Raw genomic sequence first — 24,203 nt, forward strand, 5'->3', positions numbered from 1 at the left:
AACAGGGGAAGAGCTCCGCCAGCAAGAGCGGGGTCAACAGTGAGGCGTAATCGTGCCGGACAAACCGGATCGGAATGCGATTGAAGTAGTAAACGTCAGCAAAATTTTCGGATCAGGTGAGGGGCAGGTGGCTGCCCTCGACACGGTCTCGGTATCTATCCGCGAGAACGAATTCTTCACGTTGCTGGGGCCATCCGGCTGCGGCAAGACGACGTTGCTCAGGCTGATCGCCGGCTTCGATTTTCCAACCGCCGGTGAAATCCTGCTCTACGGCCAGGACATCGCGCCGCTGCCACCCTTCAAACGGCCGGTCAACACCGTTTTCCAATCCTATGCGCTGTTCCCGCACATGACGGTCGCCGACAATATCGGCTTTGGCCTGGAAATGCTGGGTAAGCCGAAGGCCGAGATCAAGGCGCGCGTCGCCGAGATGCTGAAGCTGGTCAAGATGGAGGCACTCGCCGGTCGTCGCACCAGCCAGATCTCCGGCGGCCAGCAGCAGCGCGTGGCCTTGGCCCGCGCCTTGGCACCGCAGCCGAAGGTGCTTTTGCTCGACGAGCCACTGTCGGCGCTCGACTACAAGCTGCGCAAGGAGATGCAGATCGAGTTGAAGCGGCTGCAGCACGAGACCGGCATCACCTTCATCTTCGTCACCCACGACCAGGAAGAAGCGCTGACCATGTCCGACCGCATCGCGGTCATGTCATCGGGCAAGATCCTCCAGGTCGGTTCGCCCTGGGATATCTACGACAAGCCGGCCGAACGCTTCGTCGCCGACTTTATCGGTGAAACCAACTTCCTGACGGCCGCCATCAGCGAGATGGCCAACGGCAAGGCGCGCGCCACGCTCAAGTCCGGTGCGACCATCGAGGCGACCGTGGCCCAGGGTTTCCAGCCCAAGCCCAATGCCACGGTCGTGGTTCGGCCTGAACACGCCAAGCTGACCAAGGCCAAGGGCGAACTGTCGGGGAGGGTCGATAATATCGTCTATTTCGGTACCGACACCCACATCCATGTTCATCTCGACAGCGGCGAACTCTTCACCGTACGCCAGCAGAACACGCGCAGCGCGGGCTGCGGTTTCGAGAAGGGCGACGCGGTCGGCATCCTCATCGGCAGCGATGCCGCCCAGGTCCTGAAGGACTGACGATGGCGACCGCGGAAGAAGTCGCCAAGGCAGCGGAGCGGCGCGATGTCCGTGACCGCTGGCTTTTGTCAGCACCAGCGCTGCTGGTCATTTTCCTCGCCGCGACCGGCCCTTTGCTGATCGTGCTCGTGTACTCGTTCCTGACGCCAGGCTCCTATGGCGACGTGAAGTGGCAGTTCTCGCCGGAAGCCTGGATAGCGGTGTTTCTGGAACGCGATATCTTCGACGACACGCTTTCGATCGCCGCCGCCCACGTCACCATCTTCCTGCGCTCGATCAAGCTCTCGGTGGTGACGACGATCGCCACCTTGGTGCTTGGTTTCCCGACCGCCTATTTCATGGCGACGCGCAGCGAAAAGACCCGCGATCTCTGGCTGTTCCTGATCACCATTCCGTTCTGGACCAACCTTTTGATCCGCACCTTCGCAGTGCTGCAGATCATCCGCAACGAAGGCATCATCAACACAATGCTGCTCAAGCTCGGCATCATCTCGGCGCCGATCCAGATCCTCTACACCGACACGGCGATCCTGATCGGCATGGCCTATGTCTACCTGCCGCTGATGGTGCTGCCGATCTACGCCAGCATGGAAAAGCTGGATTTCCGGCTGGTCGAGGCGGGCTACGACCTTTACGCCACGCGCTTCCAGGTGCTGCGGCGGATTATCTTTCCGATGGTCAAGCCGGGCGTCATCGCCGGCTCCATCCTGGTCTTCATTCCAGCGCTTGGCGCCTATGTGACGCCGAGCGTGCTTGGCGGCGGCAAGAACATGATGCTGTCCAACCTGATCGAATTGCAGTTCGGGCAGGGCCGCAACTGGCCACTCGGCTCGGCGCTGTCGATCGCCGTCATGATCATCGTCATGGTGGCGCTGCTTGCCTATGTGCGCAATGCCGGCAAGTCGGGGGTGCGTCATGGCTAAGAACTTTTCCATCAAGCACCAGCCAGGATTCAGCGCGATCGCCGCGACCTGCTTTATCGTGCTGTATCTGCCGATCATCGTGCTGGTCATCTATGCCTTCAACGCGGCGAGCTCGACCTCCGAATGGGGCGGCTTTTCGCTGAAATGGTTCCAGTCGGCATGGCAGAACACGCAGGTCGTCGATGCCACGCTGCGTTCCTTCCAGATCGGCTCCATTGCGGCGGTGCTCTCCACGATCTTTGCCACCATGGCGGCGCTCGCCACCACCCGCACCGCGTCCTATCCCGGCCTCACCTTCAAGTATGCGGCGATCAACCAGCCGCTGATGGTGCCCGAGATCGTCACCGGGGTGGCGCTGCTGATCTTCTTCTCGCGCATCAAGATCTTCACCGGTTATTCCGGCATCGGCTATCTGGTCGCCGCGCACACGGCGTTCTGCATTCCCTTTGCCTATTTGCCGATCCGGGCGCGGCTTGAGAATATGGACCTGACGCTGGAGCGTGCCGCAGCCGACCTCTACGCGACGCCCTGGAAGACGTTCCGGCGCATCACGTTGCCGCTTCTGTGGCCCGGCATCCTGGCCGGGCTGATGCTGGCCTTCGTCATCTCGCTCGACGACGTCGTCATCACCGAGTTCGTCAAATCGGGCGGCCAGGACACGCTGCCCACCTACATGCTCGGCCAGATCCGCCGCGGCATCACACCCGAGATCAACGCGATATCGACCGCCTTCCTGCTGCTCTCGGTTGCCATCGTCACGTTGTTTTTCTTCGTCAGCAGGAAACGAGACTGAACCGAAAAATGGGAGTTAAAACCATGAACTGGAAGACAACAGCAACCGCCATGGGGTTGGCGTTGCTCGCCTCGACGGGCCTGGCCCGCGCCGACGGCGTGCTCAACATCTACAATTGGGGCAACTACACCAGCCCCGACGTGATCAAGAAGTTCGAGGCCAAATACAACGTCAAGGTGACCATCACCGATTATGATTCCAACGACACCGCGCTTGCCAAGGTTCGCCAGGGCGGCACCGGCTTCGACATTGCGGTACCCTCGCAGACCTACGTGCCGATCTGGATCAAGGAAGGCCTTGTCCTGGAAACCGACCCCGGCAAGATGGAGAACTTCAAGAATGTAGCGCCCGAATGGGCCAACCCCGACTTCGATCCAGGCCGCAAATACTCGGTGCCGTGGGCGCTGGGCACGGTGGGCGTCGTCGTCAACACCGACGCCTACAAGGGACCGGCCGACAGCTGGGGCATCATCTTCAACACGCCGGACGAGCTGAAGGGCAAGGTCAACGTCGTTCCCGAGATGAATGACGTCATCTTCGCGGCGATCAAATATGTCGGCGGCCAGCAGTGCACGGACGACAAGGCGGTGCTGAAGAAGGTGCGTGACACGCTGGTCGCGGCCAAGCCGAACTGGATCGCCATGGAATACAACACCATCGAGAAGATGGGCGCCGGCGACTTCAAGGCAACCAGCGACTGGAACGGCTCGGCGCTGCGCCAGCGGCTGGCCAATCCGGCCATCCACTACAATTATCCAAAGGAAGGTTACGGCCTGTGGAGCGATAACGTGGTCGTTCTGAAGGAAGCCAAGAACGTCGACAATGCCAAGCTGTTCCAGAACTTCATCATGGATCCGGAAAACGCGGCGGGCCTGTCGGCCTTCCACCGCTATGCCAACGCCATCACCGGCTCGGACAAATACATGCCGGCCGACATGAAAGATGCGCCGGAAGTCGTCATTCCGGCCGCAGCGAAGCCACAGGGCGAATTCCAGAAGATGTGCGCGCCTGAAATCCAGGACATCTACACCAAGATCTGGACCGAACTGCAGAAGTAATCGCTGCATGACGGACCCGGCGGCACATGTCGCCGGGTCTTTCTTTTCCGGGAATGGCCTTTCATGGACTCCTATCGCAACAGCGATCCGCGGCCGCCGATCATGCAGGGCTCGCCGCCCGCCATGGTGCCGCCGAAGCTCGACTGGGACCGGCCGCCATGGAACCGCTGGGCGTTCCAGCACATCCGTGAAATTCTGCCGACCGCCGAAGTCTGGCGCGGCAACGGCCATCGCCGCCGTCTCGAACGCGCCGAGGTCGATCTTGACGGGCTGGCGGTCGAGGACAGCGAGGGCAAGCCGACGACACTCGCCGGGCTGCTCGACGAGACCTATACGGACGGTTTTCTGGTGCTCAAGGACGGCAAGATAGCCTATGAGCGCTATTTCAACGGCATGGGTGAGCGCACGCTGCACCTGTCGCAGTCGATGGCCAAGTCCGTCACCGGTTCGGTATTCGGCATACTGGTCGGGCGCCGCCTGATCGATCCGGCCAGGCCGGTCACGGATTATTTGCCGGAGCTCGGCGCCACCGGCTGGGCCGGCGCCAATGTGCAGCATGTGCTCGACATGACGAGCGGCGTGCGTTTCTCCGAGGAATATACCGACCGCTATTCCGACATCGGCCAGGTCGATGTCGCCACCGGCTGGAAGCCGGTGCCGCCGGGCAGCGATCCGGATTTTCGCTGGCCCTCGCACATGTTCGAGCTGATCCTGGGCTTGAAGGACACGATCCGCCCGCACGGGGCTCAATTCGAATACCGCTCGATCGAGACCGATGTGCTCGCCTTCATCATGGAGCGGGTGACAGGCAAACGGCTGCCGCAGCTGGTTTCGGAAGAGCTCTGGCAAAAGCTCGGCGCCGACGAAAGCGCCTGCTTCACCGTCGACAGCGCCGGCTATGCGGTGGCCGATGGCGGCTTCAATGCAACGTTGCGCGATTATGGCCGCTTCGGCCAATTGATCCTCGACAATGGTGGCGGCGTCGTGCCGGCCGGCTGGGTCGAGGACACGCGCAACGGCAGGCATGGGCCGGACTTCAGCCCCAGCCTGCCGGAGGGCAGCTATCGCAACCAGTTCTGGATCGAGGACCCGCGCTCGCGCGCACTGATGTGCCGCGGCGTGTTCGGTCAGATGATCCATATCGACTGGAACACCGGAATGGTCGTGGTGAAGCTTTCGACCTGGCCGGATTTCGCCAATGGTGCCTATTCCATAGCGACGCTGAAAGCCGTGCACGCTATCGCCACGGCACTTCGCTGAGCCTCCACAAAGAAGAAACGACCCGGAAGGAAACGCCATGACCGGCAAAACCGTGTTCGAGACCCGCTATGGCTTCCGGCGCAACCAGGTGGTGCTCGCCAATTGGCGCGAGAACCCGTTCAACCGGTGGTCGTTCCAGAATCTCGGCGAACTGGTGCCGACCGCCCGGGTGGCGGCGACGTCGGGCGTTGTCGAAATCCCCGTGCGCGATATGGGCGGCCTGCTCGGCGAGAAGGTCGCGATCGCCGGCACACCGGAGACGGTGGCTGATTTTCTCGCACGTTCGAGCACCGACGCACTGACGGTGATGAAAGGCGGCAGGATCGTCGGCGACTGGTTCGCGCCGCATATGGATTTCGGCGCCCGCCACATCATCTTTTCGATCAGCAAGTCGCTGACCGCCATCATTGCCGGCATACTAGAAGGCGAGGGGGTGTTCGACCCGGAAGCGCCGGTGACGGCCTACATCCCCGAAGCCGCCGGCTCGGCCTATGGCGATGCGAGCGTGCGGCATGTGCTCGATATGAGCGTCAGTCTCGATTTCGAGGAAGCCTATCTCGATCCGGAAAGTGCTTTCGCCCGCTATCGCCGTGCCACGCTGTGGAATCCGGGCGGCGGTACGGAGAGCCTGCGCGAATTCATCCTGACCCTGCAACGTCTTGCAGAGCCGCATGGCCAGACCTTCCGCTACCGCTCGCCGAATTCCGACCTGCTCGGCCTGCTGCTCGAGCGTGCGTCGGGCCAGCGGTTCACCGACCTGATGCGCGAGAAGCTGTGGCTGCCGCTCGGCGCTGTCAGCGAAGCCTCGATCGGCGTCGACATGGAAGGCACGGCGCGCACGGCCGGCGGCATTTCGGTGACGCCGCGCGACCTGGCGCGTGTCGGCGAGATGATGCGGCAAGGTGGCATGGCCAATGGCCGCCGCATCGTACCGGAAGCCTGGGTGCGCGACACGACCAGCACTGGCGGCAGTGCGGACGCCTGGCAGCGCGGCGCGATGCTGCCACTGTTTCCCAAGGGCCGTTACCGCAACAAATGGTACCAGACTGGACACGAGAACGGCGCCTATTGCGGCATCGGTATTCATGGCCAGTGGCTGTATGTCGATCCCAGGACCGAAGTGGTGATCGCCAAGATGTCGTCGCAGCCGGAGCCTGTCGACGATCCGCTCGATATCGAGATCGTCGCGTTCTTCGAGGCGCTGAGCCGGCTGATCTAGGCGCGCCGCGATCGCCACATTGGCGCACGCTTTCCTGTGGACCCGCCGGGCTGATCGAAGCGCGGCGGTTGGCGGGCCGGAGGTCTGCGCCTATGGTCGCCGCTCTTTGGATGAGAGCAGGAACGACATGGCATCCGACATCAAGCGCATTGCAGCCATCATCGCGGCCGAGATCAGCGCGCGGCCCGAACAGGCGGCCGCGGCGATCGAACTGCTCGATGAGGGCGCGACAGTGCCGTTCGTGGCGCGCTACCGCAAGGAAGTCACCGGCGGGCTCGACGACACGCAATTGCGCGATCTTGCCGAACGCCTTGCCTATCTGCGCGAGCTCGACGCGCGCCGCGACACCATCCTTGGCTCGATCCGCGAACAGGGCAAGCTGACCGAGGAGCTTGAAGGCAAGATCGTCGCCGCCACCACCAAGGCGGAACTTGAGGACATCTACCTGCCCTACAAGCCCAAACGCCGGACCAAGGCCGAGATCGCCAGGGAGCGCGGGCTGGGGCCGCTGGCCGAAGCCATCTTGGCGAACCGCTCATTGGTGCCTGCCGAACTGGCGCTGGCCTATGTCAGCGAAGAGGTGGCCGATACCAAGGCGGCGCTCGAGGGCGCGCGCGACATCCTTTCGGAACAATTCGCCGAGAATGCCGATCTGGTCGGCAAATTGCGCAGCTACATGAAGGAGCGCGCCTTCATGCGGGCCAGGGTGGTCGACGGCAAGCAGGAGGCCGGCGCGAAATTCTCCGATTATTTCGACCATGTCGAGCGTTGGGCAAATGTGCCCAGCCATCGCGCGCTGGCGATGCTGCGCGGCCGCAACGAGGAAGTGCTGTCGCTTGACATCGAGGTCGATGCCGATGACACCTCACCGGTGAAGCCGGTCGAGCGGATGATCGCCAATGCCTATGCCATCGGCGGCAGCCTTCCGGGTGACAGATGGCTGATGGAGGTGGCGGGCTGGACCTGGCGTATAAAACTGTCGCTGCATCTGACGCTCGATTTGATGCGCGATCTGCGCGAGCGGGCGGAGGAGGAAGCGATCCACGTCTTTGCCCGCAACCTCAAGGATCTACTGCTGGCCGCTCCCGCCGGCTCGCGCGCCACGATGGGGCTCGACCCCGGCATCCGCACCGGCGTCAAGGTGGCGGTGGTCGACGGCACCGGCAAGGTGCTGACAACGACGACGGTCTATCCATTTCCGCCCAGAAACGATGTGCGCGGCACGCAGGCGGAACTCGCCAAGCTCATCCGCCAGCACAAGGTCGAGCTGATTTCGATCGGCAACGGCACCGGCAGCCGCGAGACGGAAAAGCTGGTGGCCGACATGCTGTCCGACATGCCGGCGGACGGCGGGCCGAAGCCACTGAAAGTGATCGTCAGCGAGGCCGGCGCCTCGGTCTATTCGGCATCGGCGACGGCGGCGGCGGAATTCCCCGGCCTCGACGTGTCGTTGCGCGGCGCTGTCTCGATCGCCCGGCGGCTGCAGGATCCGCTGGCCGAACTGGTCAAGATCGAACCCAAATCGATCGGCGTCGGCCAGTACCAGCATGATGTCGACCAGTACCGTCTCGGCCGCTCGCTGGAAGCGGTGGTCGAGGACGCGGTCAATGCCGTCGGCGTCGATCTCAACACTGCCTCGGCGCCGCTTTTGGCGCGCGTTTCAGGTCTGGGCGCATCGCTGGCCGACGCGATCGTTGCGCATCGCGATGCGACCGGGCCCTTCGCCAGCCGGAAGGACCTGCTCAAGGTGCCGCGGCTCGGACCTCGGGCCTTCGAACAATCCGCCGGCTTCCTGCGCATTGCCAATGGCAGCGAGCCGCTCGACGCCTCGTCGGTGCATCCGGAGGCCTATGGTGTGGCGAAGAAGATCGTCGCTGCCTGCGGGCGCGATGTGCGGTCGTTGATGGGCGATAGTGCCGCGCTCAAGGCACTCGACCCACGCGTCTTCGTCAACGAGCGTTTCGGCTTGCCGACGGTGCGCGATATCCTGGCGGAGCTGGAAAAGCCCGGCCGCGACCCGCGCCCAGGCTTCAAGACGGCGACCTTCGCCGACGGCATCGACGACATCAAGGATCTGAAGCCCGGCATGCTGCTGGAAGGCACGGTCACCAACGTGGCCGCCTTCGGCGCCTTCGTCGATATCGGAGTGCATCAGGACGGGCTGGTGCATGTCTCGCAGCTGGCCGATCGGTTCATCAAGGACGCGCATGAGGTCGTGAAGGCCGGCGACGTGGTGAAGGTGCGCGTCGTCGACGTCGACATCAAGCGCAAGCGCATCGCCCTTTCCATGCGCAAGGATAGCGGCGAGGGCGGTGCACCGCGCAGCGGACCGCGCGACAATGGTGGCGGCAGGCCGGCACCACGTTCGCCGGCACCCCAGCAACGCCAGCCGGAGCGGCCGGCGCAACAGGGAGCGTTCGGTGCTGCTTTGGCGAATGCGCTGAAGCGAAAGTAGCTACCACGCCAGAACGGCCGGTTCCTTCTCGACCTGGCCCAGCAGCCAGTCGCGAAAACTGGCGACCGGCGGATGGCCGCGCTTGTCGTGCGGGACGACGAGATAGTAGGCACTGCGGCTTTGCATGGGCTGGCCTGGCGCCGGCACCAGCTGGCCGCGCTGCAATTCACCTGCAATGAGGATCAACGGCAGCAGCGCCACGCCGAGCCCCGCCATGCAGGCCTGGGCGGCGGTGCCGAACTGTTCGAACTGCATGCCGGGTCCGGTCGGCGCGCTCAGGCCCTGATGCTCGAACCATTCGGTCCAGGCGCCAGGACGCGTCGCCATGTGCAGCAGCGGCAGGCGGCCGATATCGGCCGGTGCGGCGATGGCGCGGCCGGCGAGGAATTCGGGCGACACGACCGGCGCCACGGTTTCGCGCACCAACAGTGTCGAGTCGGCCTCCGGCCAGTCCGGCAGGCCGTAGTGGATGGCGGCATCAAGCCTCTCCCTGGCGAAGTCGAAGCGACCGACGCGGGTGACGAAGTTGATGGTGATATCGGGATTGTTTTCGACGAAATCGGGGATCATCGGCATCAGCCAGCGCGTGCCGAAGGTCGGCAAAATGGCAAGGTTCAGCATGCCACTATGCCGATTGCTCATCAATCCAAGGGCTGCGTCACGCAATTGCCCAAGTGCTGAACGCACCGCCTCGGCGTAGATCTCGCCCGATGTCGACAGCCTGACATTGCGGCTGTCGCGTTCGAACAGCCGGCGGCCGAACTGATCTTCCAGAAGTTTGATCTGGCGGCTGACCGCGCCCTGGGTCAGATCTAGCTCCTGGGCGGCGGCGGTGAAACTGCCGAGCCGGGCCACAGCCTCGAAGGCGGCAAGGGCGCTGATGTTGGGTAAAAGGCGGCGTTGGACACTCATGATCCATTCCTAACGATCATTGATCGGTGAATCAATTTCGTTTGATTTTTTCGAGGCGCAGGCCGATAGAACGGGCCAACATTTTGCTTCATGCATGTCATCGTTTTGAGCGACATGCATTGGTTGGGAGAAACGCGATGGCCGCCGACAAGAACGCATTCGTCTGGGAAGACCCGTTCCTGATCGAGGGCCAGCTTTCGGAAGACGAGCGCATGGTGCGCGACGGGGCGGCCGCCTTCGCCGCCGACAGACTGGCGCCGCGGATCGAGGACGCCTACCTCAACGAGACCTTCGACACCGCGATCTTCCGTGAAATGGGCGAGGCCGGCCTGCTCGGCATCAACATCCCTGAAGAATTCGGCGGGCTTGGCGCGAACTACGTCACCTATGGGCTGGTCGCACGCGAAGTAGAGCGCGTCGATTCCGGCTATCGGTCGATGATGTCAGTGCAGTCGTCGCTGGTGATGTATCCGATCTATGCCTATGGCTCGGACGAACAGCGCAAGAAGTACCTGCCCAAGCTCGCCAGCGGCGAGTGGATCGGCTGTTTCGGCCTGACCGAGCCGGATGCAGGCTCCGACCCGGGCGGTATGAAGACGCGCGCCGAGAAGACCGCCAACGGCTACAAGCTGTCCGGTTCGAAGATGTGGATTTCCAACGCGCCCGTCGCCGATGTGTTCGTCGTCTGGGCGAAGCTGAAGGGGGAGAACGGCAAGGACGAGATCCGTGGCTTCGTGCTGGAAAAGGGCATGAAAGGGCTTTCGGCGCCGAAGATCGGCGGCAAGCTGTCGCTGCGGGCGTCGATCACCGGCGAAGTGGTGATGGAAGGCGTCGAGGTCGGCGAGGACGCGCTGCTGCCCAACGCAAAGGGCCTTGGCGGACCGTTCGGATGCCTCAACCGGGCTCGCTTCGGCATTTCCTGGGGCTCGATGGGCGCCGCCGAGGATTGCTGGCACCGCGCCCGCCAATACGGTCTCGACCGCAAGCAGTTCGGCAAGCCGCTGGCCGGCACGCAACTCTACCAGAAGAAGCTTGCCGACATGCAGACCGAAATTGCGTTGGGATTGCAGGCGTCCTTGCGCGTCGGGCGGCTGCTGGATGAAGGTAAGATGGCGCCGGAAATGATCTCGATCGTCAAGCGCAACAATTGCGGCAAGGCGCTGGACATCGCCCGCCAGGCCCGCGACATGCATGGCGGCAACGGCATCCAGATCGGCTACCACGTCATGCGCCACGCGCAGAACCTGGAGACGGTCAACACCTATGAAGGCACGCATGACGTGCATGCGCTGATCCTGGGAAGGGCGCAGACGGGGTTGCAGGCATTTTTCTGAGCCGGTAACCGTTGCTTAAATTAGGTGCACCGCAACATCTCTGCTTGGAGAATGGCCGCCAGATGTGTCAGGGTTCAGCGAAATCGTTTGAAACGCTGAATTCCGGGGCCCCATGGCAATTCTGGCAGCCGTCTACCACCTGACCCATTACAAATACGACCGGCCGGTGGTTCTCGGGCCCCAGATCATCCGGCTGCAGCCGGCGCCGCATTCCCGTACCAAGGTGCTGAGCCATTCGCTCAAGGTCGAGCCGGCGAACCACTTCGTCAATCTGCAGCAGGATCCTTACGGCAATTTCCTCGCCCGCTTCGTCTTTCCGGAGCCGGTGACGGAGTTGAAGATCGAGGTTGACCTCGTCGCCGACATGACGGTCTACAATCCGTTCGATTTCTTCGTCGAGCCGTCGGCCGAGGCGTTTCCGTTCGAGTATCCGGAAGAGATACGCGACGATCTCGCCATCTATCGCACTCCGGAGCCGGCGGGACCGCTGCTGTCGGCGCTGCTGAAGACCATCGATCGCAGCGCTGCCAACACCGTCAATTTCCTGGTCGATCTCAACGCGCGGCTGCAGCGCGAGATCGCCTATATCGTGCGCATGGAAACCGGTGTGTTCTCGCCGGAAGAGACCTTGGCCGCGAAAAAGGGATCGTGCCGGGATTCGAGCTGGCTGCTGGTGCAGATCCTGCGCAATCTCGGCATCGCGGCGCGCTTCGTTTCCGGCTATCTGGTCCAGTTGAAGCCCGATCTGGTGGCGCTGGACGGTCCAGCCGGAACCGCCGTCGACTTCACCGATCTGCATGCGTGGTGCGAGGTCTATCTTCCCGGCGCCGGCTGGATCGGCTTCGATCCGACCTCGGGCCTGCTCACCGGCGAGAGCCATGTGCCGCTGGCCGCCACGCCGCATTTCCGCAACGCGGCCCCGATTTCCGGCATGGCGAGCTTCGCCAATGTCGAATTCGGCTTCGAGATGCGGGTCGACCGCATCGCCGAACATCCGCGCATCACCAAGCCATTTTCGGACGAAAGCTGGCAGGCGCTCGACGCTCTGGGCAACAAGGTCGATAAAGCACTTGCCGCCGGCGACGTGCGGCTCACCATGGGCGGCGAGCCGACTTTCGTGTCGATCGACGATTTCGAGTCGGCCGAATGGAACACCGCCGCCGTCGGTCCCACCAAGCGCGAAAAGGCCGACGAACTGATCCGTAAACTGCGCGAGCGCTTTGCGCTGGGCGGCTTTCTCCATTACGGCCAGGGCAAATGGTATCCGGGCGAAAGCCTGCCGCGCTGGACCTTTTCGCTCTACTGGCGTGCCGACGGCCAGCCGGTGTGGAGCGATCCGTCGCTGATCGCACGCGAAAAGAGCGAGGCCGACATCGGCCCGAAGCAGGCCGAAAGCCTGCTCACCGCGATTGCCGGCGAACTCGGCATCGACAAAGCCATGGTCAGCGAAGCCTATGAGGATCCGGCCGAATGGCTGCTCAAGGAAGGCAAGCTGCCCGACAATGTCGATCCGTCCAACTCTAGGCTGGAGGATCCGGAAGAACGCAGCCGCATGGCGAAAGTGTTCGAACGCGGGCTGACCAAACCGTCCGGCTATGTGCTCCCCGTCCAGCGCTGGAACAGCCAGGCATCGGATCCGCGCTGGCGTTCGGAAAAATGGAAGACGCGGCGTGGCCGGCTGTTCCTGGTGCCAGGCGATTCACCGGTCGGCTACCGGCTGCCGCTCGGCACGTTGCCCTATGTGCCGCCGGAGCAATTCCCTTATATCGTGCCGGTCGATCCGTCACTGCCACGCGGCCCGCTGCCCGCGCGTGAAGCCATACTGGCCGGACCGGCTCCAGCCGAACTGGAAGGCGCCGACGAGATGGCGCGCCGCCAGCAGGCGGCATCGTTCACCGCTGCGACCGGCCAGCAGGAGCGGGTCGAGCAGGAGATCACCGAGATCGGCGGCGCGGTGCGCACCGCACTTTCGGTCGAACCGCGTGATGGGCGGCTTTGCGTGTTCATGCCGCCGGTCGAGGCGCTGGAAGACTATCTCGAACTGGTCGCGGCGGCCGAGAACGCGGCGAAGGCGATAGGCCTTCCCGTGCACATCGAAGGCTATGGCCCGCCGCACGATCCGCGCCTCAACGTCATCCGCGTCGCGCCTGACCCAGGCGTCATCGAGGTCAACATCCATCCTGCATCCAACTGGCAGGATTGCGTGGCGACGACGACGGCGATCTACGAGGAGGCGCGGCAGACACGGCTTGGCGCAGACAAGTTCATGATCGATGGCCGCCACACCGGCACCGGCGGCGGCAACCATGTCGTGGTCGGCGGTGCGACACCCAATGACAGCCCGTTCCTGCGAAGGCCGGACCTGCTGAAGAGCCTGGTGCTGCAATGGCAGCGCCATCCGTCGCTGTCCTACCTGTTCTCCGGCCTGTTCATCGGGCCGACCAGCCAGGCGCCACGCTTCGACGAAGCGCGTCACGACTCGCTCTACGAGCTTGAGATCGCTATGGCGCAGGTGCCGCATCCAGACCAGGGCAACGCACCCTTGCCATGGCTGGTCGACCGGCTGTTCCGCAATTTGTTGACCGACGTCACCGGGAATACGCATCGTTCGGAAATCTGCATCGACAAGCTGTTCTCGCCCGACGGACCGACCGGCCGGCTGGGGCTGGTCGAATTCCGCGGCTTCGAGATGCCGCCCAATGCGCGCATGAGCCTCGCGCAGCAACTTTTGGTCCGCGCCATCATTGCCCGTGCCTGGAAGAGCCCGCTCGACGGCCGTTTCGTGCGTTGGGGCACATCGCTGCATGACCGCTTCATGCTGCCGCATCATGTCTGGGCCGATTTCCTCGACGTGCTCGACGACCTCAAGCTCAACGGTTTTGAGTTCCGTCCCGAATGGTTCGACGCCCAGCTCGAATTCCGCTTCCCGTTCTGCGGCGAGGTTCAGCATGCCGGCATCAAGCTGGAACTGCGCCAGGCGCTGGAGCCGTGGCATGTGATGGGCGAGCAAGGCGCGATCGGCGGCACCGTGCGCTTCGTCGATTCCTCGGTCGAACGGCTGCAGGTCAAGACCGAAGGGCTGAACCCGGAGCGCCACGCAGTCGTCTGCAACGGCCGCATCGTGCCGATGAAGGTCACTGAGAATCGCGAAGTGGCGGTGGCAGGCGTGCGCTTCAAGGCCTGGCAGCCGGCATCGGGCCTGCATCCGGCGCTGCCCGTCAACACGCCGCTGGTCTTCGACATCTATGACCGATGGTCGGGCCGTGCGGTCGGCGGCTGCGTCTACCACGTCGCCCATCCCGGCGGGCGCAATTACGACACCTTTCCGGTCAATGGCAACGAGGCGGAAGCTCGGCGGCTCGCCCGCTTCGAACCGCGTGGCCATACGCCATCCGCCTATGTGATCCGTGAAGAACAACCGGCGGAAGATTTCCCGATGACCCTTGACCTTCGGCGGCCGGCAAGACTCTGATCAGCAATGGCAAAGGGGAATCACAAGAGGGGACGCGGCAAGCCGCAGACCCACAGCCTGCTGGAGCACTACCAGCCCATAGACGGCGTCGTCGACGAGATGGTCGATGCATCGGGCAATCCTCGCCCGGCCTGGAAGCATTTTGTCGAGGCGCTCGAGGAACTCGGTGCTGAAAAGCTCGGCCAGCGCTTTGCCCGCGCCGACCAGTATCTGCGCGATGCCGGCGTTTATTACCGCGTCTATGACAAGGCCGGCGCCAATGAACGCGAATGGCCGCTGGCGCATGTCCCGGTTCTCATCGAAGAGAGCGAGTGGGCGGCGATCAGCGCCGGCCTCGTGCAGCGCGCCGAACTGTTCGAGGAAACCATCGCCGATATATACGGGCCGAACCGGCTGGTCGAAAAAGGCATCCTGCCGGCGGGATTGATCGCCGCCAGCCCCGAATATTTGCGGCCTGTCCTCGGCACCAAGCCGGCCGGCGGCCACTTCCTGCATTTCTGCGCCTTCGAGCTCGGCCGTGGACCTGACGGCCAGTGGTGGGTGCTTGGCGATCGCACGCAGGCGCCGTCCGGCGCCGGCTTCGCACTGGAAAACCGCGTCGCCACCACACGCGCGCTGTCCGACATCTATGGCGAGATGCATGTGCACCGCCTTGCCGGCTTTTTCCGCCGTTTTCGCGACGCGCTGATCGGCATGGCCAAGGAGACCGACGGCCGCGTCGCCATCCTCACGCCGGGGCCGCTCAACGAAACCTATTACGAACACGCCTACATCGCCCGCTATCTTGGCATCATGCTGCTCGAAGGCGAGGATTTGACCGTTTCAGGCGGCCGGCTCATGGTACGCACGGTTTCCGGCCTGATGCCGATCAGCGTGTTGTGGCGGCGGCTCGATGCCGCCTTCGCCGATCCGCTCGAACTGCGCCCGGATTCGCAGATCGGCACGCCGGGCCTGGTCGAGGCGATCCGCCAGGGCGCGGTTGCTACCGTCAATGCGCTTGGCTCCGGCCTGATGGAGACGCGTGCGCTGCTCGCCTTCCTGCCCAAGATTTCACGGGCCTTGCGGGGCGAGGAATTGCTGCTGCCAAGCGTCGCGACATGGTGGTGCGGGCAAGCAACCGAACGCGCGCATGTGCTGGCCAACATCGATCGCATGGTGATCGGCCCGGCGCTATCGACGAGACTTGCCTTCGAGGATGACGATTCAACGAAGCTCGGTTCGGCGCTGTCGGCCGGAGAGCGGGCGGAGCTGGTGGCGCGCATCGAACGCGATGGCGGCGATTTTGTCGGCCAGGAAGCGGTGACGCTTTCGACGACGCCCGTCTATGTCGGCGGGTGGCTGGAGCCGCGGCCAGCGAGCCTGCGCGTCTACCTGGCGCGAACGCCGGAGGGCTGGACGGTGATGCCGGGCGGTTTTGCCCGCATCGGCCTGTCGCTCGACCCGACGGCGATCGCCATGCAGCGTGGCGGCCAGGCGGCGGATGTCTGGGTTGTCAGCGACAAACCGGTGGAGCGCGAGACGCTGCTGCCGCAGGAAGGCGACAGTTTCAGCCGCACCAGGCCCGGCAGCCTGCCCAGTCGCGCGGCGGAGAACCTGACCTGGCTCGGCCGCTACATCGAGCGCTCGGAAGACACGGTGCGCATCCTGCGCGCCTACCATGTGCGGCTCGCCGAAACGTCCGACCCGGACATGCCGCTGCTCGCCGACATCAGGGATTATCTCGAACCTTTCGGCATCGACGTCGAGACGGCGATCCCGTCAGGGCTGATCGGCACGCTGGATAGCGCGGTCTACAGCGCCGGGCAGATTCGCGACCGCTTCTCGCCCGACGGCTGGCTGGCGCTGAAGGACCTGTCGAAAACCATCCATCAGTTCGCAACGACGGTCGCGCCCGGCGACGACGCGACCCGGGCGATGACAGTCATCCTGCGTAAGCTCGCCGGCTTTTCCGGCCTGCTGCACGAGAACATGTACCGCTTCGCCGGTTGGCGCTTCCTCGAGATCGGCCGCCGGCTGGAGCGCGGCATCCAGATCTCCCGCACGCTGTCGCGGCTGACCAGCGCCAAGGCGCCGGACGGCGCGCTCGACATGATGCTGGAGATCGGCGACAGCGTGATGACCCATCGCCGCCAATATCCGGTGCAGGCCGGCCGGCGCACGGTGATCGACCTGCTGGCGCTCGATCCGCTTAACCCGCGCTCCATCCTGTTCCAGCTCGAAAGGCTGAAGGCCGAAATCGGCCTGTTGCCGTCGCTCGGCGGGGAGGGGCAAATGTCGCCGGCGGCGAAGGAAATCCTGCAGCTCAACACCCAGATCGCCATCAAGGAGCCTTCGGATATGACGGCAAAGGCGCTGGACGAGCTCGCCCACGAAATCGGCGGCCTCTACAACAGCCTCGCCAAAGCCTATTTCGGATAAATCATGCTCTACGATATCAGGCTTCATCTCCACTATGATTACGCTTCCGCTGCCGGCGGCGGTCGTCATCAGGTGCGCGTGCTGCCGTCGACGATATCAGGCGTGCAGCGCGTCATCGCCGCATCACTGTCCTTTGCGCCGGCGCCCAACGAGCGTTCCGACTTTTCCGATTTCTTCGGCAACAACGTCACCTCGATCGCCTTTCGCGACGCGCATGATGCGCTCGACATCAGGATGAGCGCCCGCGTGTCGGTGTCTCGGCCCGAGCCCGGGCTCGACGTGTCGCCCGATATCGCCCGGCTCAGGCAGGAGCTCGCCGCGGTGCGGTCTCTGGCACCTGATGCACCGCACCATTTCCTGACGGCCAGCACCCATGCCGGCATCGACGATGCGATCACTGCCTACGCACGCAGCAGCATCGCCGGTTCCGCCGCCAGCACGGCCATGAACCTGTGCCATCGCATTCATCGTGATTTCACCTATGACGGCGAGGCGACGACGGTGCGGACCCGGGCCAGCGATGCCTTCAGGCTGAAGCGCGGTGTCTGCCAGGACTTTTCGCATATCATGATCGCCGGCCTGCGCGGGCTCGGCATTCCCGCTGGCTATGTCAGCGGCTTCCTGCGCACCATCCCGCCGAAGGGCAAGCCCCGGCTGGAAGGCGCCGATGCCATGCATGCCTGGGTCAAGGTCTGGTGCGGGCGCGACGCAGGCTGGCAGGAATTCGATCCGACCAACGGCATGCGGGCCAGCAACGACCATATCACCGTCGGCTACGGCCGCGACTATTCGGACGTGGCGCCGATCGTCGGCGTGCTCAAGACCACGGGGGGACAGGTCGGCGAGCAGGCTGTCGACGTCATTCCGGTTGTGCTCGAGAAAGCCTGAAGGCAGGCTCGACACCGTTTTCGGACGGCGCGTGGAACCAGCGGTCGGCCAGTGGCTTATCTACGGAATTCGCGTGGAGCCGACATGTTGCAGAAATCCGGAATGTCGCCCGGCCGACCGGCTGGCGAGGACGCTGTATCGCCAGATGGCGTGTTCAAAAACGGGGCACAAAGCTCGGCCGATCATGCGTCGCTTAGTTATGTCAGCGATGCCGAGCCTGGTATCCGGCGGCTGAAGACAGGCAAGGGGTTTTCCTACAAGGGACCGGACGGACGGACGGTTTCGGACGCCACCAAAGCCCGCATCGAGGCGATCGTCATTCCGCCGGCCTGGACGGATGTGTGGATTTCGCCCGACGCGGACGGCCATATCCAGGCAACCGGCAGGGACCAGCGGGGACGCAAGCAATATCGTTATCATCCGCAATGGGCCGAAGAGCGCGATGGTGCCAAATATTCGAGCCTTGTCGCTTTCGCCGAGAGCCTGCCGGACCTGCGGCACAGGGTCGATAGCGATCTGCGCCGTCGTGGCTTGCCGTTCGAGCGTGTCGTCGCCGCGGTCGTCTGGCTGCTCGACAACACGATGATCCGCGTCGGCAATGCCGCCTACGCCCGCGACAACAAGAGTTTCGGGCTGACCACGTTGCGCGACCGGCATGTCGATATTGTCGGTTCAAGCCTGCGCTTTGCCTTCAAGGGCAAGTCGGGCAAGGAGTGGAAGCTGAAGCTGGCCGACCGCCGTATCGCCAGGATTGTGCGTGGCGCGCAGGACCTGCCAGGCCAGAAGCTGTTCCAGTATCTCGATGAGGACGGCGACAGGCGGCCGGTCCGCTCCGAGGACGTCAACCGCTATATCCGTGAGGCGGTCGGTGACGCCTTCAGTTCGAAGCATTTCCGCACCTGGGGCGGCACCATTCACGCCGCGTCGCTGTTTGCGCAAACGGAACTGCCGCAAAGCCAGGCGCAGCGAAACAGGGCGATGAACAGCGTCATCGACAAGGTTGCCGAACGGCTGGGCAATACGCGTGCCGTCTGCCGCAAATGCTATATCCATCCGCGGGTCTTCGAAGCGTGGTCCGAGGGACGGTTGCTGGATGAAATGGCGCAGGCCAACAAGCGCAAACGGGCGATTGCCGGTCTCGATGACGAGGAAGCTCTCGTGCTGCGATGGCTGAAACTGGGAGAAAGCTGACCGACGCGGCCGACGGTGGCCAAATCCGTCACATCTGGATTTTTTTATCGACGTCATGTCGGGATCGGTCTTACTGTTTCGTCCTTTGACAGAGAAAAGGACCAGCCATGCTCTACGCAATCCTCTGCTATGCCTCCGAAGATGTCGTCTGCTCCTGGAGCAAGGCACAGGACGACGAGGTCATGGCCAATCTCCTCGACGTTCAGGACAAGTACGCCAAGGCTGGTCGGCTCGGCCCGGTGGCACGGCTTCTGCCGACCACGGCCGCGACGACGTTGAGGAAGGTCAAAGGCGAATCGGTCGTCATCGACGGGCCGTTCGCCGAGACCAAGGAACAGTTTCTCGGCTTCTACACGCTCGAATGCGCCGATCTCGACGAGGCGGTGGAGTTCGCCCGCGAACTTTCCGAGGTCAACCCGAGCGGCGGCTCCTATGAAATCCGGCCGGTTTCGGTCTTCAACCCAACAACGGTTTCCGCATGACCGAAATGGCCTGGATCAGCTCCGCGATCAGCGCCGCCCGCCCGCAGGCGATGGGCGCGCTGCTGCGTTATTTCCGCGATCTCGATACGGCGGAGGAAGCTTTCCAGGACGCGTGCCTCAGGGCGTTGAAGAACTGGCCGCAGAACGGGCCGCCGCGCGACCCGGCGGCCTGGCTGATCTTCGTCGGCCGCAACAGCGGCATCGATGCGGTGCGCAAGCGCGCCAAGCAGGCGCCGATGCCGGATGAAGACCAGGTTTCCGATCTGGAAGACGCCGAGAGCGATATCGCCGAGCGGCTGGACGGGGCGCACTACCGCGACGACATATTGCGGCTGCTGTTCATCTGCTGCCATCCCGATCTGCCGGCAACGCAGCAGATCGCGGTGGCGCTGCGCATCGTCTCCGGTCTCACCGTCAAGCAGATCGCGCGCGCCTTCCTGGTTGGCGAAAGCGCCATGGAGCAGCGCATCACTCGCGCCAAGGCGCGCATTGCGGACGCCGGCGTGCCGTTCGAGACGCCTGGCGCGGTCGAGCGCTCGGAACGGCTCGCCGCCGTCGCCGCCATGGTCTACCTGGTCTTCAACGAGGGCTATTCGACCAACAGCGGCGAGGCGCCGGCCCGCGCGCCGCTGTGCGAGGAGGCGATCCGGCTGGCACGGCTGTTGCTGCGGCTGTTCCAGACGGAGCCGGAGATCATGGGGCTGACGGCGCTGTTGCTTCTGCAGCATGCGCGCGCACCGGCCCGTTTCGACGAGAGCGGCGAGATCGTGCTGCTCGAAGACCAGGATCGCAGCCTGTGGAGCCGCAAGATGATCGATGAGGGGCTGGCACTGGTCGACAAGGCGCTGCGCCATCGCAAGCCCGGCCCTTACCAGGTGCAGGCGGCGATTGCCGCGCTGCATGCGCGGGCCGAAAAGGCCGAGGATACGGACTGGAACGAGATCGACCTGCTCTACCGCTTGCTGGAGCAGATGCAGCCGTCGCCGGTGGTCACGCTCAACCGGGCCGTCGCGGTCTCGAAGGTGCGTGGACCGGGGGAGGCGCTGGCCATGATCGAGCCGCTGGAAGAACGGCTTTCCGGCTATTTCCACTTTTTCGGGCTCAAGGGGGGCCTCTTGATGCAGCTCGACCGGGGCGACGAGGCGCGCGTCGCCTTCGACCGCGCCATAGCGCTTGCGAACACGGCGGCAGAGGCTGCCCATATCCGCATGCATATCGACCGGTTGATCAAGGACGGTGCGGTGCGCCCGCCGGCGAAAAAGGCAAACTGAGCGTCACCTCCCCATCTGGCTCAATCGTGTAGTTTGGGCTTGGACCATGCCGGGGTGGCGATTTTCCCCTGAAACGAGTAATGCCACGCCATGACTGCGCCTGAAGTGCCTTTCGGCACACGGGCGACACGGCGAAGGCTTAACCCAGCGCCATATGATGGCGACGGGATCTGAAAGGGACAAGAATGACGATAGGCAAGGAAACGACCGAACTGCTGGCGAAACTGGGCGTGGCCAAGGAAGCGCTCGTCGGCGGCGACCTGATCGTGCGCAGCCCGGTGACGGGCGAGCAGATCGCGGCGCTGAAGACGATCTCGCCGGCTGACGCGGCCAAGGTGATCGATGCCGCGCACAAGGCCTTCCAGGCCTGGCGCATGGTGCCGGGCCCGCGGCGTGGCGAACTGGTGCGGCTGCTCGGCGAGGAACTGCGCGCGCACAAGGCCGAGCTTGGCCGGCTGGTGTCGATCGAGGTCGGCAAGATCCCGTCCGAGGGGCTCGGCGAAGTGCAGGAGATGATCGACATCTGCGATTTCGCCGTAGGCCTCTCCCGGCAATTGTACGGCCTGACCATCGCCACCGAGCGCCCGGGCCATCGGATGATGGAAACCTGGCATCCGCTCGGCGTCGTCGGCGTCATTTCCGCCTTCAATTTCCCGGTCGCGGTGTGGTCCTGGAATGCCGCCCTGGCGCTGGTCTGCGGCGACGCGGTGGTGTGGAAGCCGTCGGAAAAGACGCCGCTGACCGCACTTGCCTGCGAGGCCATCTTCAAGCGTGCGGTCAAGCGCTTCGGCGCGGACGCACCTGATGGCCTGGCGCCGGTGCTGATCGGCGACCGCGCCGTCGGCGAGATCCTGGTCGATCACCCCAAAGTGCCGTTGGTTTCGGCGACCGGCTCGACCCGCATGGGCCGCGACGTCGGCCCGCGGCTGGCCAAGCGCTTTGCCCGCGCAGTGCTCGAACTCGGTGGCAACAATGCCGGCATCGTCTGCCCGAGCGCCGATCTCGACATGGCGCTGCGCGCGATTGCCTTTGGAGCGATGGGCACGGCCGGCCAGCGCTGCACGACGCTGCGGCGCCTGTTCGTGCATGACAGCGTCTACGACGCCCTGGTTCCGCGCCTCAAGAAGGCTTACGAGAGTGTGTCTGTCGGCAATCCGCTGGAGACCTCCTCGCTGGTCGGGCCACTGATCGACAAGGCGGCATACGAGGCCATGCAGAAGGCGCTGAAGGAAGCCGCCGCCCATGGCGGCAAGGTGACCGGCGGCACGCGGGTCGAGAACGGGCACCCGGATGCCTATTACGTGCACCCGGCGCTGGTCGAGATGCCCAAGCAGGTGGCCCCTGTCACGGAAGAGACCTTCGCGCCGATCCTCTATGTGATGAAATATTCGGATTTCGACGCCGTGCTCGACGAGCACAATGCCGTGGGCGCAGGCCTGTCGTCGTCGATCTTCACCCGCGACCTGCAGGAATCCGAGCGTTTCCTGGGTGTCGACGGATCGGATTGCGGCATTGCCAATGTCAACATCGGTACGTCGGGCGCCGAGATCGGCGGTGCCTTTGGCGGCGAAAAGGAAACCGGCGGCGGCCGCGAGAGCGGCTCCGACGCATGGAAGGCCTATATGCGGCGCGCCACCAACACGGTGAACTATTCCAAGGCGCTGCCGCTCGCCCAGGGCGTGTCGTTCGACATCGACTGAGAACTTCGGGATTTTGATCGCCCGCATTGAAAGGCATCCCCGTTACGGGGATGCCGCACCGATCAGCTTCCAGCCGGCGGAAAACAGGCATTGAAAGCGGTGTCGACGATGGCCAGTTTGGCCGCCTGGACTGTCATGTATTCCTGGTAGAATGTATTCGACACCCACATCACCGAATGGCCGCGCTGGCCGAGCCAGCCGATGCTGCCGAGATTCTCGGCAGCGCGCAGCTTGCGGGCCAGATGGGTCCGCGAGAGCTTGAGCCATTTGGCGAAATCTCCGATCGAAACCACGCTGGTCGGAATCTGGTCCAGGCCGGCGTGATCGGGGTCGATGCCCGACATCAGCCAGTCCATGACGATGCCGCCATTGTTGAGCCAGATGAACAGCGAAAAGGTCTGGTTGGGTTCGCGCACCGGCTTGGAGGCAAGCAGGCCGTCCGCCACCAGAGGCTGCAGCCCGGCAACCATCTCGGGGTGTTCGAGGAACCTGGCCAAGCGGTCAGCGCCGTCGAGGCGATCCAGCGTCCGCAGATGGGCAAGGACCCAGCCGGTAAAGGTCTGCACGGTTGCCGCCGTCGGCTGCAAAGGGTGCGTACGGCCGTCGCCACCCGACACATACTCGGCGATGTGGTAGTGCAGCATCTCCTTGATGAAAGCGTCCGCCGTGTTGCGGCTGGCGACCGCATGCTGGTGCACGAACTCGATGAACCGCGATACCGTCAGTTCCTTGCGGCGGTCGTGCGGATCGCGCCTGAAATGCATGGCGAGGCCGACATGACCCATTAGCCAACGCTGCTGCGTGGCGAAAATGGAAGCCAGGCGAGGGCTCTCCTCATAGATTCGGATCAGCGCCAGGGACTGTTCCTGAACGTAGCGATGCAACGCCGGATGGCCGGCAATATCTTCCAATTTCAGCGCCATCCTCCTGGTGTTCCGGTTCAACTCCAAAAGCCGAGTTGCGCTCCACATTTTTCAGCCTTCCACGGCTGTGTCCAGAGGCACCAAATGCGAAGAGCAAGCCCAACCCGAACACGGGTCGGGCAACGACCGGTCCATGGTGGGATCGGCTAGCCGATTGCCATGCCCTGGGAAGCGCGCCGGTGATCTGCGGCTTGACGAGGATGGTGGAGAGTGAGTTACCGGGCCAAGCGCAATCGCGACAAGATCAGCCAGGTAATCCAGCTGCGCGAACCGCGCCGCGCGTCAGTCGTCTGCAAGGCGTTTCCAACTGGTCCATGGCGGCATCTCTCGCCCCCCAATACGCGACCAACCGGCCGGCTTTCGCCGGCTGGTTGGTACGGATCGGGATCAGCCGCAGACGCGAACCTCTTCGATCACCCTGTGGTGGTGGCGCCAGTGCTTGACCAGTTCGATATGGCAGCGATGATGCCTGTGGTGGCGGCGATATTCGCCGTACCGGTATTCGCCATCGTCATACTGAACGTTCCGGTCGCCATCATACTGATTGTCGTAATAGCGATCCCGGTGGTGACGGCGAATAACGATCCCACTGTCGGAATCGTCGTCCGGCAAATATCGATCGTCGTCGGACTGGATGGTCACGCTTGCCGCTCGCGTCGGCGCAGTGATCGCCGCTGTCGCGGCCAATGCCAACAGGGAAGCCAGAATCAACTTCTTCATCTCGTCCTCCTACACGTTCAAGACATGGTAACTCGCG

Annotated in this window: 18 protein-coding genes; 15 read left to right on the top strand and 3 right to left on the bottom strand. The window is 63.8% G+C overall.

The genetic code is table 11. The features are described 5' to 3' along the window. Positions 1-52: 52 nt before the first annotated feature. From EOC83_RS01020 to EOC83_RS01050, 7 genes are all read left to right on the top strand, one after another. Positions 53-1,147, top strand: coding sequence for an ABC transporter ATP-binding protein (locus EOC83_RS01020; protein ID WP_013529814.1), 1,095 nt, complete (start codon positions 53-55; stop codon positions 1,145-1,147). Between the two features lie 2 nt (positions 1,148-1,149). Continuing rightward, on the top strand, positions 1,150-2,070 hold the full coding sequence (locus tag EOC83_RS01025; RefSeq protein ID WP_013529815.1) for an ABC transporter permease: 921 nt from the start codon (positions 1,150-1,152) through the stop codon (positions 2,068-2,070). Beyond that, the gene (locus tag EOC83_RS01030; RefSeq protein ID WP_013529816.1) at positions 2,063-2,863 is read left to right on the top strand and encodes an ABC transporter permease; all 801 of its coding nucleotides are present in this window, start codon (positions 2,063-2,065) and stop codon (positions 2,861-2,863) included. Before EOC83_RS01025 ends, EOC83_RS01030 begins: the two co-directional genes overlap by 8 nt. Before the next feature lie 23 nt (positions 2,864-2,886). Next, positions 2,887-3,921 (top strand): extracellular solute-binding protein, encoded by a 1,035-nt coding sequence (locus tag EOC83_RS01035; protein ID WP_013529817.1) that lies wholly within the window; start codon positions 2,887-2,889, stop codon positions 3,919-3,921. Between the two features lie 63 nt (positions 3,922-3,984). Next, a complete protein-coding gene (locus tag EOC83_RS01040) occupies positions 3,985-5,181 on the top strand; it encodes a serine hydrolase (protein WP_024502675.1) in 1,197 nt (398 codons plus the stop codon). Between the two features lie 37 nt (positions 5,182-5,218). After that, the gene (locus tag EOC83_RS01045) at positions 5,219-6,400 is read left to right on the top strand and encodes a serine hydrolase (protein ID WP_063168912.1); all 1,182 of its coding nucleotides are present in this window, start codon (positions 5,219-5,221) and stop codon (positions 6,398-6,400) included. Between the two features lie 127 nt (positions 6,401-6,527). After that, entirely contained in the window at positions 6,528-8,855 is a 2,328-nt protein-coding gene (locus EOC83_RS01050) for a Tex family protein (protein WP_063168911.1), read from the top strand. On the opposite strand, the gene EOC83_RS01055 is transcribed toward EOC83_RS01050, so the two are convergent. Beyond that, positions 8,856-9,767, bottom strand: a complete 912-nt coding sequence (locus tag EOC83_RS01055) for a LysR family transcriptional regulator (protein WP_063168910.1) — start codon at positions 9,765-9,767, stop codon at positions 8,856-8,858. 137 nt (positions 9,768-9,904) lie between these two features. Between EOC83_RS01055 and EOC83_RS01060 the strand changes: the two genes are divergently transcribed. The 8 genes from EOC83_RS01060 to EOC83_RS01095 all read left to right on the top strand — a co-directional run bounded on the left by EOC83_RS01060 (position 9,905) and on the right by EOC83_RS01095 (position 22,523). Continuing rightward, positions 9,905-11,101 (top strand): acyl-CoA dehydrogenase, encoded by a 1,197-nt coding sequence (locus EOC83_RS01060; RefSeq protein WP_013529824.1) that lies wholly within the window; start codon positions 9,905-9,907, stop codon positions 11,099-11,101. Positions 11,102-11,213: 112 nt separating this feature from the next. Beyond that, positions 11,214-14,573, top strand: coding sequence for a transglutaminase family protein (locus EOC83_RS01065; protein WP_063168909.1), 3,360 nt, complete (start codon positions 11,214-11,216; stop codon positions 14,571-14,573). 6 nt (positions 14,574-14,579) lie between these two features. Then, positions 14,580-16,991, top strand: a complete 2,412-nt coding sequence (locus tag EOC83_RS01070) for a circularly permuted type 2 ATP-grasp protein (RefSeq protein WP_063168908.1) — start codon at positions 14,580-14,582, stop codon at positions 16,989-16,991. A 3-nt stretch (positions 16,992-16,994) separates the two neighbouring features. After that, positions 16,995-17,879, top strand: a complete 885-nt coding sequence (locus tag EOC83_RS01075) for a transglutaminase family protein (protein ID WP_013529827.1) — start codon at positions 16,995-16,997, stop codon at positions 17,877-17,879. Positions 17,880-17,963: 84 nt separating this feature from the next. Then, positions 17,964-19,070 carry a DNA topoisomerase IB gene (locus EOC83_RS01080; protein WP_063168907.1) on the top strand — a complete coding sequence of 369 codons (1,107 nt, stop codon included), beginning with the start codon at positions 17,964-17,966 and terminating at the stop codon, positions 19,068-19,070. A 107-nt stretch (positions 19,071-19,177) separates the two neighbouring features. After that, positions 19,178-19,552 carry a YciI family protein gene (locus EOC83_RS01085; RefSeq protein WP_013529829.1) on the top strand — a complete coding sequence of 125 codons (375 nt, stop codon included), beginning with the start codon at positions 19,178-19,180 and terminating at the stop codon, positions 19,550-19,552. Beyond that, the gene (locus EOC83_RS01090) at positions 19,549-20,823 is read left to right on the top strand and encodes an RNA polymerase sigma factor (protein ID WP_024502666.1); all 1,275 of its coding nucleotides are present in this window, start codon (positions 19,549-19,551) and stop codon (positions 20,821-20,823) included. The genes EOC83_RS01085 and EOC83_RS01090 overlap by 4 nt, the downstream gene beginning before the upstream one ends. A 185-nt stretch (positions 20,824-21,008) precedes the next feature. Next, positions 21,009-22,523, top strand: a complete 1,515-nt coding sequence (locus EOC83_RS01095) for an aldehyde dehydrogenase family protein (protein ID WP_027161453.1) — start codon at positions 21,009-21,011, stop codon at positions 22,521-22,523. A 62-nt stretch (positions 22,524-22,585) separates the two neighbouring features. Here the strand turns inward: EOC83_RS01095 and EOC83_RS01100 are convergent, their stop codons facing one another. After that, positions 22,586-23,446, bottom strand: coding sequence for a hypothetical protein (locus EOC83_RS01100; protein WP_024502664.1), 861 nt, complete (start codon positions 23,444-23,446; stop codon positions 22,586-22,588). 387 nt (positions 23,447-23,833) lie between these two features. Then, positions 23,834-24,166: a hypothetical protein gene (locus EOC83_RS01105; protein WP_063168906.1), complete on the bottom strand. Its 333-nt coding sequence runs from the start codon at positions 24,164-24,166 to the stop codon at positions 23,834-23,836. Positions 24,167-24,203 lie beyond the last annotated feature (37 nt).

This window comes from Mesorhizobium sp. Primo-A (assembly GCF_003997175.1).
Lineage (GTDB): Bacteria > Pseudomonadota > Alphaproteobacteria > Rhizobiales > Rhizobiaceae > Mesorhizobium > Mesorhizobium ciceri.